At 63.4% G+C, this 13,121-nt stretch carries 12 protein-coding genes and 1 pseudogene; 7 read left to right on the forward strand and 6 right to left on the reverse strand.

What is annotated here, in order from left to right; genetic code table 11:
• Positions 1-89 precede the first annotated feature (89 nt).
• The gene (gene mscL / locus WM94_RS26475; RefSeq protein ID WP_013974214.1) at positions 90-509 is read left to right on the forward strand and encodes a large-conductance mechanosensitive channel protein MscL; all 420 of its coding nucleotides are present in this window, start codon (positions 90-92) and stop codon (positions 507-509) included.
• Between the two features lie 34 nt (positions 510-543).
• Here the strand turns inward: mscL and WM94_RS26480 are convergent, their stop codons facing one another.
• Positions 544-1,320 (reverse strand): ferredoxin--NADP reductase, encoded by a 777-nt coding sequence (locus tag WM94_RS26480; RefSeq protein ID WP_061552486.1) that lies wholly within the window; start codon positions 1,318-1,320, stop codon positions 544-546.
• A 211-nt stretch (positions 1,321-1,531) separates the two neighbouring features.
• Here WM94_RS26480 and WM94_RS26485 point away from each other — a divergent pair, with 211 nt between their 5' ends.
• Together WM94_RS26485 and WM94_RS26490 are read left to right on the forward strand one after the other, a co-directional pair.
• Entirely contained in the window at positions 1,532-2,239 is a 708-nt protein-coding gene (locus WM94_RS26485) for an autoinducer binding domain-containing protein (protein ID WP_061552487.1), read from the forward strand.
• 96 nt (positions 2,240-2,335) lie between these two features.
• A complete protein-coding gene (locus tag WM94_RS26490) occupies positions 2,336-3,460 on the forward strand; it encodes a methyltransferase (RefSeq protein ID WP_013974217.1) in 1,125 nt (374 codons plus the stop codon).
• A 131-nt stretch (positions 3,461-3,591) separates the two neighbouring features.
• Here the strand turns inward: WM94_RS26490 and WM94_RS26495 are convergent, their stop codons facing one another.
• From WM94_RS26495 to WM94_RS26505, 3 genes are read right to left on the reverse strand one after another with little or no spacing between them, the layout of a single operon-like run.
• Complete coding sequence (locus tag WM94_RS26495) at positions 3,592-3,747, reverse strand: DUF2474 domain-containing protein (protein ID WP_013974218.1); 156 nt, start codon at positions 3,745-3,747, stop codon at positions 3,592-3,594.
• Positions 3,748-3,756: 9 nt separating this feature from the next.
• Complete coding sequence (gene cydB / locus WM94_RS26500) at positions 3,757-4,764, reverse strand: cytochrome d ubiquinol oxidase subunit II (RefSeq protein ID WP_013974219.1); 1,008 nt, start codon at positions 4,762-4,764, stop codon at positions 3,757-3,759.
• A gap of 3 nt (positions 4,765-4,767) precedes the next feature.
• Positions 4,768-6,204 (reverse strand): cytochrome ubiquinol oxidase subunit I, encoded by a 1,437-nt coding sequence (locus tag WM94_RS26505; protein ID WP_023662143.1) that lies wholly within the window; start codon positions 6,202-6,204, stop codon positions 4,768-4,770.
• 344 nt (positions 6,205-6,548) lie between these two features.
• On the opposite strand from WM94_RS26505, the pseudogene WM94_RS26510 reads away from it, so the two are divergent.
• The 3 genes and pseudogenes from WM94_RS26510 (at position 6,549) to trmA (ending at position 10,425) form a co-directional block, all read left to right on the forward strand.
• Positions 6,549-7,767 (forward strand): annotated as a pseudogene (locus WM94_RS26510) (MFS transporter).
• 280 nt (positions 7,768-8,047) lie between these two features.
• Positions 8,048-9,343: an NCS2 family permease gene (locus tag WM94_RS26515; RefSeq protein ID WP_015271803.1), complete on the forward strand. Its 1,296-nt coding sequence runs from the start codon at positions 8,048-8,050 to the stop codon at positions 9,341-9,343.
• Complete coding sequence (trmA, locus tag WM94_RS26520) at positions 9,340-10,425, forward strand: tRNA (uridine(54)-C5)-methyltransferase TrmA (RefSeq protein WP_061552488.1); 1,086 nt, start codon at positions 9,340-9,342, stop codon at positions 10,423-10,425. Before WM94_RS26515 ends, trmA begins: the two co-directional genes overlap by 4 nt.
• 127 nt (positions 10,426-10,552) lie before the next feature.
• Here trmA and pcaG read toward each other — a convergent pair whose 3' ends face one another.
• Both pcaG and pcaH read right to left on the reverse strand, forming a co-directional pair.
• Complete coding sequence (pcaG, locus tag WM94_RS26525; RefSeq protein WP_013974224.1) at positions 10,553-11,158, reverse strand: protocatechuate 3,4-dioxygenase subunit alpha; 606 nt, start codon at positions 11,156-11,158, stop codon at positions 10,553-10,555.
• A 10-nt stretch (positions 11,159-11,168) separates the two neighbouring features.
• Entirely contained in the window at positions 11,169-11,888 is a 720-nt protein-coding gene (gene pcaH / locus WM94_RS26530; RefSeq protein ID WP_003251597.1) for a protocatechuate 3,4-dioxygenase subunit beta, read from the reverse strand.
• Positions 11,889-12,115: 227 nt separating this feature from the next.
• On the opposite strand from pcaH, the gene WM94_RS26535 reads away from it, so the two are divergent.
• Positions 12,116-13,000, forward strand: a complete 885-nt coding sequence (locus WM94_RS26535; protein ID WP_061552489.1) for a neutral zinc metallopeptidase — start codon at positions 12,116-12,118, stop codon at positions 12,998-13,000.
• The last annotated feature ends 121 nt before the right edge of the window (positions 13,001-13,121 follow it).

Consider the following 13,121-nt stretch of genomic DNA (forward strand, 5'->3'; position numbering starts at 1 on the left):
ACAGCGGTCTGTGGCCCTGAACACAACGCATGAAGCGTTTAAGTGGCTTACACTGCGTAAACCTCACCTTTTGTTACAAGGAACCAAACATGGGCATGATCAGTGAGTTCAAGGCCTTCGCGGTCAAAGGCAATGTCGTCGACATGGCGGTTGGTATCATCATCGGCGCGGCCTTCGGCAAGATCGTCTCGTCTTTCGTCGGTGACGTGGTCATGCCGCCACTGGGCCTGTTGATCGGTGGTGTGGACTTCAGCGACCTGGCAATTACCCTGAAGGCTGCCGAAGGTGACGTTCCGGCGGTGGTGCTGGCGTATGGCAAGTTCATCCAGACTGTGATCGACTTCGTCATCGTGGCCTTTGCCATCTTCATGGGAGTCAAGGCGATCAACCAACTCAAGCGTGAAGAGGCGGTGGCGCCGACTGCACCGCCTGTGCCGACTGCAGAAGAGACCTTGCTGACCGAGATTCGCGACCTTCTCAAGGCGCAGAACCAGAACCGCTTGCCTTGAATTTGCGGGGGGCCGCTTTGCGGCCCCATTAGCCTTACCAGTAATTCTCTACCGCCACCTGCCCCGGCCGCTTGCTCAGGCTCAATTGCAAGTCGCGCGCCTTCAGTACCTTGCGCGTCTCATCGATCATCTCCGGGTTGCCACACAGCATCACCCGCGAATGTTCCGGCGACAGTTCCAGCCCCGCCGCCTTCTCCAGCTCGCCATTCTCGATCAGCGTGGTAATCCGCTGGTTCAACGCCCCTGGGTGCTGCTCACGGGTCACCACCGGAATGAACTGCAACTTGCCGGCGAATTCAGCCAGGTAATCGCGCTGCTCCAGCCCGGCAATCTCGTCCACATAGGCCAGCTCTTTCGCTTCGCGCACCGAGTACACAAGCTTGATGTTGTCGAAACGCTCCCAGGCCTCGAAGTCCTGCAGGATCGACATGAACGGCGCAATGCCAGTACCGGTCGCCAGCAACCACAGGTCACGGCCACCAACGAAGCGGTCGAGGGTAAGGAAGCCGAAGGCCTGGCGGTCGATCAGCAGGTTATCGCCTGCCCCCAGCCGGCTCAGTTCGCTGGTGAACTCCCCGCCTGGCACCACGATGGAGAAAAAATCGAGGTGCTCGTCATGGGGCGCGCTGACCATGGAATAGGCGCGCCACACCACACTGCCATCGGCCTTGGTCACACCCAGGCGGGCAAACTGGCCGGAACGGAAGCGGAACCCCGCATCGCGCGTAACCCGCAGGCTGAAGAGGTTCGGCGTGAGTGGCTGAACATCGAGCAGGGTCTGGCGGGTGAACTTTTCGGCGCTAGCGGTCATATCGGGCTCCAGGTTTGGCGTGCGCACAGTGTCGCGCAAAGTGACGCGGATAAAAACCACTGCTTTGTAGGGCCTCGTCTGCGACGATCCTGCCTTACTCGCAGCAAATCCTGACTGCTATAACAAAAAATTCTCAGCGAATGGGTAGGTCCTTTCCTACAATCATGCGGGTACCCAAACGGACTGGTTCCTGAGGCAAGGAGTATTTCAGATGCTTAACTGGAAACCCGAGCATCTTCATTTGTTCGTCGACGAACGCTGCCCACAGAAGTTGTTCGACATCGCCGTGCATCTGGCGCAGGACCTGGGCATGGAGTACCTGGGACTGAACATTCGCATCCAGATCGCGACGCAAACACCCCACCTGTTCCTGTACAGCAATTACCCCCGCGAATGGATCGAGCGCTACCAGCGCGATGAATTCTACAAGCAGGACCCGGCCGCCAATGTGAGCCACAGCTCGACCATGCCGGTGCTGTGGACTGATGACCTGTATCACGAGGCTCCGCAGTTTCGTGAAGCGGCCTGCCGGAGCGGTCTGCGCTATGGTTGGACACAGTCATTGCACGACCAGCGGCACAACGAAAGCCAGATCAGTGTGGCCAGGCCCGCCGGGGCCATCGATACGGTCGAACTCTACAGCAAGGCCGGCAATGTGCAGTGGCTGTGCCATACGCTGCATGCGGTGCTTGGCGAACATCACCTCAAAGCACTGTGCCCGCCACAACCGAAAATGAGCGAGCGGGAGCTGGAAGTGCTGAAATGGTCCGCCGCCGGCAAAACCGCCGCAGACGTTGCCTGCATCCTTTCACTGTCGCAAAGCACGGTGAACTTCCATATTCGTAGCGTTATCACCAAGACCAACGCCGCCAACAAGGCCGGCGCCATCGCCATCGCCGCCCTGCGTGGCTGGCTCTGAGCTTCAAACCTGCGACCTTGGACAAAGCCCTGTAGAATCGCCCGGCAAAGCCCGGGGCGAACCGCAACGGGCAGTTTCATACCCGAGCCAGACGCCATGCCCCTGTTGACCACCCCATACGCCGAACTCGACCTGATCCGCCAGCCGGAACAGGCCAACGACCCGCTGCAGGCTTTCGATGCCGCCGACGAGTACCTGCTTGCGCAGCTGCACGAGCAGGCACCCGAGGCCAACTGCCGGGTGCTGGTGCTCAATGACAGCTTCGGCGCCCTGGCCGCCAGCCTGGCAGGCAAGCTGCAGGTGGTCAGCAGTGGCGATTCGCACCTGGCGCACCTGGCACTGGAAAAGAACCTGGCACGCAATGGCCTGCCGTTCGACAGCGTTCCATTCGTGCCGGCCAGCGAACATTGGCAAGGCCCGTTCGACCGGGTACTGGTGCGCGTGCCCAAGACCCTGGCCCTGCTCGAAGAACAGCTGATCCGCCTGCAGGGCCACCTGGCACCCGGTGCGCAGGTGATTGCCGGGGCGATGATCAAGCACCTGCCACGGGCGGCCGGTGACCTGATGGAGAAGTACATCGGCCCGGTGCAGGCCTCGCTGGCGCAGAAAAAGGCCCGCTTGCTGACCGCGACGGTGGCCGAACGGCCGGTCGCCCGCTCGCCCTACCCTAGCCGCTACCGCCTCGACGCGCCGGCGCTGGAGTTGCTCAACCACGCCAACGTGTTCTGCCGGGAGGGGCTGGATATCGGCACGCGGGCGTTCCTGCCGCACCTGCCCCGCGAACTGGGCCGCGCGCGAGTGGCGGACCTGGGCTGCGGCAACGGCGTGCTGGCGATAGCCAGTGCCCTGGCCAACCCGGATGCCCAGTACACCCTGGTCGACGAGTCGTACATGGCGGTGCAATCGGCGCGGGAGAATTGGCAGGCCGCGCTGGGCGAGCGCCCGGCGGTGTTCGAGGCAGCCGATGGGTTGGCGGGGGTAGAGAAGCAGTCGCTGGACGTGGTGCTGTGCAACCCGCCGTTCCACCAGCAGCAGGTGGTGGGCGATTTCCTCGCCTGGCGCATGTTCCAGCAGGCGCGTGAGGCGTTGGTGGTGGGTGGGGCGTTGTATATCGTGGGTAACCGGCACCTGGGCTATCACAGCAAGCTGGCGCGGTTGTTCCGGGGGGTGGAGCAGGTGGCGGCAACGCCCAAGTTCGTCATCCTTAAAGCTCGTAAATAGGCATTGGGGCTGCTTTGCAGCCCATCGCGACACAAGGCCGCTCCTACAGCGAGACGCGACAATCCGAATGATCGCGGTCCCTGTAGGAGCGGCCTTGTGTCGCGAAAGGGGCGCAAAGCGCCCCAACTGGTTCAATGGGTGGTCAGCCCCGCCGCCCCCATGAACAAACGCATCACGTAGGCCGCCACGCCCAGGGCCGCCACACTCATCGCCCAGATCAGCAGCAGCCAGCCCAACCGCTGCCACAGGGGTTTCTTCTCCTCCAAGCCAGGCTTGCCGGTCATCATGCAGCCCTCCTAGTGATAGCCGTCTTCATGGGTCACCTTGCCGCGGAACACGTAGTAGCTCCAGAAGGTATACATGAGGATGAACGGCAGGATGAACAGTGTGCCCACCAGCATGAAGCCCTGGCTCTGCGGTGGCGCCGCGGCATCCCAGATCGAGATCGACGGCGGGATGATGTTCGGCCACAGGCTGATGCCCAGGCCGCTGTAGCCGAGGAAGATCAGCACCAGCGTCAGCAAAAACGGCGTGTAGTGCGCATTGCGCGCCACCGCCTTGAGCAACCCGTAGAATGTTACCAGCACCAGGATCGGCACCGGCATGAACCAGACCAGATTAGGCATGCTGAACCAGCGCTCGGCGATCTGCGGGTAGGCGATCGGTGTCCACAGGCTGACAATGCCGATCACCACCAGCAGCACCAGCGCCAGCGGCCGGGCAATGTCGTGCATCTTCTGCTGCAGCGACCCTTCGGTCTTCATGATCAGCCAGGTGCAGCCCAGCAGGGTGTAGGCAACGATCAGCCCCAGGCCGCAGAACAGGCTGAACGGGGTCAGCCAGTCAAGGGTGCCACCGGCGAAATGCCGGTCGACCACCTTGAAGCCTTCGAGGAACGCACCCAGCGCCACGCCCTGGAAGAAGGTGGCGATCAACGAGCCCCAGATGAAGGCCTTGTCCCAGATGTGGCGCTTGTCGGCCTTGGCCTTGAAGCGGAACTCGAAGGCCACGCCGCGGAAGATCAGACCGATCAGCATCAGGATCAACGGCAGGTACAGGGCCTCCAGCACTACCGAGTAAGCCATCGGGAACGCCCCGAACAGCCCGGCACCGCCCAGCACCAGCCAGGTCTCGTTACCATCCCAAACGGGGGCGACGGTGTTCATCATCACATCACGGTCATGCTCGCCCTTGACGAACGGGAAGAGCATGCCGATCCCCAGGTCGAAACCATCCATCACCACGTACATCATGACGCCGAAGATGATGATCACGGCCCAGATCAGCGGAAGGTCGATACCCATGGCTCAGTTCCCCTTGCTCAGGCTGGCGGAGTTGGCCTCTCGGCCATCATCGGCGGCGGACAGCGGTCGCGCCGGCGTGCGTTTGGTGCCAGGGCCACCAGGGTTGTGCTCGTCACCCTCACCGGTCCGCGGACCTTTGCGCACCAGGCGCATCATGTAGCCAAGGCCGGTGCCGAACAGGGCGAAGTACACCACCACGAAGGCCACCAAGGTGAAGCCGAGCTGGGCGTAACTGTGGTTGGACACACCATCTGCCGTGCGCATCAGGCCATACACCACCCAGGGCTGGCGGCCGATTTCGGTGGTGAACCAGCCGGCCAGCAGCGCGATCAGCCCGGAAGGGCCCATCCACAGGGCCAGGTACAGGAACGGCCGCGAGGTGTAGAGCGTGCCGCGCTTGCGCAGCCAGAGGCTCCACAGGCCGACGAAGATCATCAGGAAACCCAGCCCGACCATGATCCGGAACGACCAGAAGACGATGGTCGAGTTGGGCCGGTCTTCGGGCGGAAACTCCTTCATCGCCGGCACCTGCTTGTCCAGGCTGTGGGTCAGGATCAGGCTGCCGAGTGCCGGGATCTCGAGCTTGAAGCGGGTAGTTTCGGCCTGCATGTCGGGGATGCCGAACAAGATCAGCGGGGTCGGCTCGCCGGGCACGTTCTCCCAGTGGCCTTCGATCGCGGCAATTTTCACCGGCTGGTGCTTGAGGGTGTTCAGGCCATGGAAGTCACCGATCACCGCCTGGATCGGGGCGACGATCAGCGCCATCCACATGGCCATCGACAGCATCTTGCGCACGGCCGGGTTGTCACGCCCGCGCAGCAGGTGCCAGGCCGCCGAGGCACCGACGAAGAACGCGGTGGAAACGAATGCGGCAGTGGCCATGTGCATCAGGCGGTAGGGGAACGAGGGGTTGAATACCACTGCCAGCCAGTCCACCGGCACAACCCGGCCGTCGATGATCTCGTGACCTTGCGGGGTCTGCATCCAACTGTTGGAGGCGAGGATCCAGAAGGTCGAGACCAAGGTGCCGAGCGCCACCATCACCGTGGAGAAGAAGTGCAGGCCACGGCCGACACGGTTCCAGCCAAACAGCATGACCCCGAGGAAGCCAGCCTCGAGGAAGAACGCGGTCAATACCTCGTAGGTGAGCAGCGGGCCGGTGATAGCGCCGGCGAAGTCTGAGAAACGACTCCAGTTGGTACCGAACTGGTAGGCCATGACCAGGCCGGAGACCACCCCCATGCCGAAGTTGACGGCGAAGATTTTCGACCAGAAGTGATAGAGGTCACGGTAGACCTGGTTGTTGGTCCGCAGCCAGAGGCCTTCGAGGACTGCCAGGTAGCTCGCCAGGCCAATGGTGATGGCCGGGAACAGGATATGGAACGACACGGTAAAGGCAAACTGCATTCGGGCGAGCTCTAAGGCCTCTATTCCGAACATGGTGCTTCCTCTTCAGATAATCCGGCGTCCGGGCCGCTGGCCCCGTCGCCCACTGCCCCCACGGTAGTCGAGTGCGGCGCGTTGGAATTGTTCTGTTCGATCGCAGGGATTTCGGCCCAAGGGCCCGATCGTTACATCTGGAACGATTGACCCAGATCAACGATTGCTAGGAAGCATAGTCCTGAATGGTGCGCCGGGCCGTGTGGTTGATTGCCGCGTGACCGGTTGCCCCACCCCCTTCCACGCCGCATGAAAAAGTGCCGACCCCAGCAAACAGTAACCGTTTGTTACAAACAGATGATACGCTGCGCCCCCCTCTACTGCGCCGAGGCCCCTGGTTTCCGATGTCCGATTCCGAACCGCAGTTGTTGCGTCACCACCGCCCTTTCCTGGCCTTCTGGCTGGCCCGCGTGTTCACCGCCAGCGGCTTCCAGATGCTCACCGTGGCAATCGGCTGGCACCTCTACCAGCTGACCGGCAATGTGCTGGACCTGGGCTTGGTCGGCCTGGTCGAATTCGCCCCACGGGTGCTGTTCATGCTGCATACCGGGCATGTCGCCGACCGCTATGACCGGCGCAAGGTCGCTGCGCTGTGCCAGAGCCTGCAGGGACTGATAGCCCTGGCATTGGCGCTTGGCAGTGCCACCGACAACGTCACCCGCGAGCTGATCTTCGCCCTCGCCTTCCTGCTCGGTGCCACGCGTTCGTTCGAAATGCCGGCGACCCAGGCGCTGCTGCCCAACGTGGTACCAGCCGGGCTCTTCCCACGCGCGGTGGCGGCTTCGGCATCGGCCACCCAATCGGCAACCATCGTGGCGCCAGCGGTAGGTGGCTTCCTGTATGCCTTCGGCAGCATCTGGGTATACGGCCCCACCGTGGCCCTTTACGCCATCGCCTGCGTGCTGACCCTGAGCCTGCAGGCACGCGGCCAGGTGGCCCAGCGCGGGCGCGCCAGCATCGAATCGTTGCTGGCCGGCATCCGCTTCATCCGCAGCCGGCCGGACATCCTCGGCGCCATCTCGCTGGACCTGTTCGCCGTACTGCTGGGTGGGGCCACCGCGCTGCTGCCGGTGTTCGCCAAGGACATCCTGCTGACCGGCCCGCTGGGCCTCGGCCTGCTGCGCTCTGCGCCAGCGGTGGGGGCGTTGCTGATGTCGCTGTGGCTGGCGCGCTTCCCGTTCGAGCGCAATGTGGGGCGGACCATGTTCACGGCAGTGGGCGTGTTCGGCGTGGCGACCATTGCCTTCGGCCTGTCGACCTCGTTCTGGTTCTCGCTGGCAGTGCTGGTGGTGCTGGGCGCGGCGGACATGATCAGCATGGTCATCCGCGGCGCTTTCGTGCAGTTGGAGACGCCGGATGAAATGCGCGGGCGGGTGAGCGCGGTGAACGGCTTGTTCATTGGTGCCTCGAATGCTCGGCGAGTTCGAATCGGGGGTGACCGCGCACTGGTTTGGCACAGTGCCGGCTGTGGTGCTGGGTGGGGTGGGTACGTTGGTGGTGACCGGGGTGTGGATAAAGCTGTTCCCGACACTGGCCAAGCGGGACCGGTTGCATAATGGTTGATCTGTAGCCTGTACCGGCCCTTTCGCGGGTAAACCCGCTCCCACAAGGACCGCGCCGCCTTCAGCCCTGGTGGAGTACCTGTGGGAGCGGGTTCACCCGCGAAGAGGCCGGCACAGGGAAAAAATGACCATTCCCCAACGGCCATAGGCCCCCGCCGAGCATGCTGGTATGATGCGCGGCTTTTTTCCGCCCCACACAAAACCACGGCAACCGGTACGGTCTGTGCTTTGCTGATGGGGTCGATATATTCATGGCGCCGTGGGCGCCTTGGGGAGCGGGCATGCTGGAAAGGCTGTTTCAACTAAAAGCACACAACACCAATGTGCGCACCGAGATTCTCGCGGGCGTCACCACCTTCCTGGCCATGGCCTACATCCTGTTCGTCAACCCGAGCATCCTCGGCGAGACCGGCATGGACAAGGGCGCGATCTTTGTCGCCACCTGCCTGGCCGCGGCCATCGGCTCGGTGACCATGGGCCTGATCGCCAACTACCCGATCGCCCTGGCGCCGGGCATGGGCCTGAACGCGTTCTTCACCTACACCGTGGTCCTGCACATGGGCCACACCTGGCAGGTGGCACTGGGTGCGGTGTTCCTGTCGGCGGTGATGTTCTTCCTGCTGTCGATCTTCCGCATCCGCGAATGGATCGTGAACAGCATCCCACTGCCGCTGCGTTCGGCCATTGCCGCAGGTATCGGCCTGTTCCTGGCGCTGATCGCCCTGCATAACGCAGGCATCGTCGTCGATAACCCAGCCACCCTGGTGGGCCTGGGCGACCTCAAGCAGCCGGCACCGATCCTCGCCACCCTGGGCTTCTTCCTGATCGTCGGCCTCGAGTCGCTGAAAGTGCGCGGCGCCGTGCTGATCGGCATTCTCGCCGTAACCATCGCCTCGATCCTGATGGGCGTGACGCCCTTCGGCGGCGTGGTCTCCATGCCGCCTTCGCTGGCCCCGACCTTCCTGCAACTGGACATCGCCGGCGCGCTGGACGTGGGCCTGGTGAGCGTGATCTTCGCCTTCCTGTTCGTCGACCTGTTCGACAACTCCGGCACCCTGATCGGTGTGGCCAAGCGCGCCGGGCTGATGGGCAAGGACGGCCACATGCCGAAAATGGGCCGTGCCCTGATCGCCGACAGTACCGCCGCCATGGCCGGTTCCCTGCTGGGCACCTCGACCACTACCAGCTACATCGAATCCGCCGCGGGCGTGAGCGCCGGTGGCCGCACCGGCCTGACCGCCATCGTGGTCGCCGTGCTGTTCCTGCTGGCGCTGTTCTTCGCCCCGCTGGCCGGTAGCGTGCCGGCCTTCGCCACCGCCCCGGCGCTGCTGTTCGTCGCGGTGCTGATGGCCTCGGGCCTGGCAGAAATAAACTGGGACGACGTCACCGAAGCCGCACCGGTGGTGGTGACCGCCCTGGCCATGCCGCTGACCTACTCGATCGCCAACGGCATCGCCTTCGGCTTCATTTCCTGGACCGCCGTCAAGCTGATCTCCGGCCGCCACCGCGACCTGAACCCGGCCCTGGTGATCCTTTCCATCCTGTTCGTCATCAAGCTGGGCTGGTTCAACGCATGAGTGCTGCTTTCGACCCCTCCTCCTACACCACCCAGCTGGACGCCAAGGTGGCCCGGCTGCGCGAGCTGCTGGCGCCGTTCGGCGCGCCGGAGCCGGCTGTTTTCGACTCGCCGCGCGAGCATTACCGCTTGCGCGCCGAATTCCGCCTGTGGCGCGAGGATGGCCAGCGCCACTACGCCATGTTCGCCCCGGGCGAGAAGCACAAGGCGATCCTGATCGATGACTTCCCTATCGCCAGCCAGCGCATCAATGCACTGATGCCGCGCCTGAAGGCGGCCTGGCAGGCCAGCGAGGAATTGGGCAACCGCCTGTTCCAGGTGGAGTTCCTTACCACCCTGGCTGGCGATGCCATGGTCACCCTGTGCTACCACCGCCCGCTGGACGAGGCATGGGAAACGGCCGCACGGCAGCTGGCCGAAGACCTGGGCGTCAGTATTATCGGCCGCTCCAAGGGCAAGCGCCTGGTCATCGGCCGTGACTACGCGGTGGAAAACCTCGAAGTCGCTGGCCGTGTGTTCAGCTACCGCCAGCCGGAAGGCGCGTTCACCCAGCCCAACGGCGCGGTGAACCAGAAGATGCTGAGCTGGGCCTTCGAGGCTATCGGCGAGCGCGACGATGACCTGCTGGAGCTGTACTGCGGCAACGGCAACTTCACCCTGCCGCTGGCCACCCGCGTGCGCCAGGTGCTGGCCACCGAAATCAGCAAGACCTCGGTCAATGCCGCGCTGAGCAACCTTGACGAGAACGCTGTGGATAACGTGCGGCTGGTGCGCCTGTCGGCAGAAGAGCTGACCCAGGCGCTGAATGAGGTGCGGCCGTTCCGCCGGCTGGAAGGCATCGACCTCAAGAGCTACGAGTTCGGTACGGTGTTCGTCGACCCGCCACGGGCGGGGATGGATCCGGACACCTGCGAGCTGACCCGGCGTTTCGAGCGGATCCTGTACATCTCGTGCAACCCGGAGACGCTGGCGGCGAACATTGCCCAGTTGCAGGATACGCACCGCATCGAACGGTGTGCGTTGTTTGACCAGTTCCCGTATACCCACCATATGGAGAGTGGGGTTTTGCTGGTTCGGCGCTGACCTTCAGATCGCCGGGGCTGCTTTGCAGCCCATCGCGACACAAGGCCGCTCCTACAGGAGGAACGCGATTCCCTGTAGGAGCGGCCTTGTGTCGCGATGGGCCGCAAAGCGGCCCCCGAGGTCCGACTCAGAAGTCGAAGAACACCGTCTCCCCTTCCCCCTGAATACGGATATCGAAGCGATACGCCGTCTTCCCGTCCACCTCGCAACGCTTGGCCACCAGGGTCTCGCGCCGCTGCGGCTGCTCGATCAGGTTGAGCACCGGGCACTTGGCATTAGCCTCGGCCTCGTCATCGAAATACAGCCGCGTGTGCAGGTGGATGTTGATCCCCCGGGCAAACAGGCTGATGTTGATGTGCGGCGCCATCGGCACGCCCGCAGCGTTGTTCACCGCACCCGGCTTGACCGTGTGCAGGGTCCACTCACCGGCATCGAAAGTGGTGGCGGTGCGACCAAAGCTGTTGAAGGCGTTTTCCAGGTTGTAGGCATCCTGGTACTCGCCGTTGGCATCGGCTTGCCACACTTCCAGGAACGAATCGCGCACCAGGTGGCCGTTACCGTCATACACCTGGCCGATCAGCAGGATGTGCTCGCCCGGCGCGTCCGGCTTGGCCAGGCGGTTCCAGATTTCCTGGTCGCGGGTCGGGTTGCCGGCCGCTTCCAGGGCCAGGCCGATGTGTACGTAGGGGCCGGCGGTCTGCGAAGGGGTTTCCGGCAGCAGTTCGATTGGCATGGCGGGGTCCTCAGCAGTTTTCGAAGTGGGTCTTGCGCTGGCCGCGCAGCACGATGTCGAAGCGGTAGGCCAGGCAGTCCATCGGGTTGGCGTTGCTCATGTCGAGCTTGGCGATCAACTGCTGCACGGCTTGCGGGTTGGCGATCGACTTGACGATCGGGCACATCGGGATCAGCGGGTCACCCTCGAAGTACAGCTGGGTAATCAGCTTGGTGGCGATCGACGGGCCGCTGATGGCGAAGTGGATGTGCGCCGGGCGCCAGTCGTTCGGGCCGTTGCGCCATGGGTACGGGCCCGGCTTGATGGTGCGGAAGCTGTAGTAGCCATCACGGTCGGTCAGGCAGCGGCCGACGCCACCGAAGTTCGGGTCCAGCGGCGCCAGGTAGCGGTCGTTCTTGTGACGGTAGCGGCCGCCGGCGTTGGCTTGCCACATTTCCACCAGGGTGTTCGGCACAGGCTTGCCGTACTGGTCGACGACACGGCCGGCAACGATGATGCGCTCGCCAATCGGCAAGCCGCCGTTGTTGAAGTTCAGCAGCAGGTCATGGTCATGGGCGCCGAAGCCCAGGTGGGAAAAGTCCGGGCCGGTGGTTTCGCTGATCGACTGCGGGATGCTGACCAGTGCCTGCCGTGGCGAACGGGCAATGGACGTCTTGTAGTCAGGCGTAAGAGCTTTCGGGTGCCAGTTGCGATCACGGATCACGAAGCGGCTGTTGTCCTGGGCGGGCATGCCGGTTTCCTCTCTTGGAATTATGGAAATGCGCGGGGGGATTATTTGAAACCCTGTCGCGGGCAAGCCCGCTCCCACATGCAGTTTCAGGCAGGTAGCGCGCAATGAATATTGAAATCAGCCACATCAAACATAACCATTTGGTTATGCATAATCACCTTGGCCTGACACTCGCCGCTGTCGTGGACTAATCTTTGTCTTCTTGTTTCACGCTTCGGAGAGCATTCATGGATTGGCGAAAAGGCCGACGCAGCGACAATGTGGTCGATGCCCGAGGCGAAGGTGGTGGCGGCGGCATGCGTTTCGGCGGCGGCAAGGGGCTGGGGCTTGGTGCGGTGCTGCTGATTGTCGGTATCGGCTGGCTCACCGGCCAGGACCCATTGCAGATTCTTGGTCAGCTCGCCGGCCAGATAGAGCAGCAACAGCAGGCACCCAGCAGCGCGGGCGGCAAGGCGCCGCCGGCCAACGACCAGCAGGCCGAGTTCGTCGCCTCGATCCTGGGCGACACCGAAGACACCTGGAAAGCCCTGTTCGCCGAGGGCGGCAAGCAGTACCGCGACCCCAAGCTGGTGCTGTTCAGCGGCCAGGTCAATTCGGCCTGTGGCTTTGCCTCGGCGGCGGTGGGGCCGTTCTACTGCCCGGCAGACCAGCGGGTCTACCTGGACATGTCGTTCTTCCGCGAAATGGAAACCCGCTTCGCCGCCGCCGGCGACTTTGCCCAGGCCTACGTGATCGCCCACGAAATCGGCCATCACGTGCAGACCCTGCTGGGCGTGTCGGCCAAGGTCGATGCCGCGCGCCGCAGCGGCCAGCGCATGGAAGGCGACAATGGCCTGCTGGTGCGTCAGGAACTGCAGGCCGACTGCCTGGCCGGTGTATGGGCCTACCAGGCGCAGAAGCGCCTGAACTGGCTGGAGCCGGGCGACGTCGAAGAAGCCCTGAACGCGGCCAATGCCATTGGCGATGACCGCTTGCAGCAGCAAGGCCGCGGGCGCGTGGTACCAGACTCGTTCACCCACGGCACCTCAGCGCAACGGGTGCGCTGGTTCAAGACCGGGTTTGCCGAGGGTGAGGTGAACCGCTGCGATACCTTCAGCGCGCGTAACCTTTGAATAGCTTCCAAAACCGAAGCGATCCCTGTAGGAGCGGCTTTAGCCGCGAACACCGGCAAAGCCGGTGCCATCCACCGCGAAGGGCTGCAAGGCAGCCCCAATCAAGCCAGTTACAAATCTG

The organism is Pseudomonas sp. ABFPK (assembly GCF_001586765.1).
GTDB lineage: Bacteria > Pseudomonadota > Gammaproteobacteria > Pseudomonadales > Pseudomonadaceae > Aquipseudomonas > Aquipseudomonas asiatica.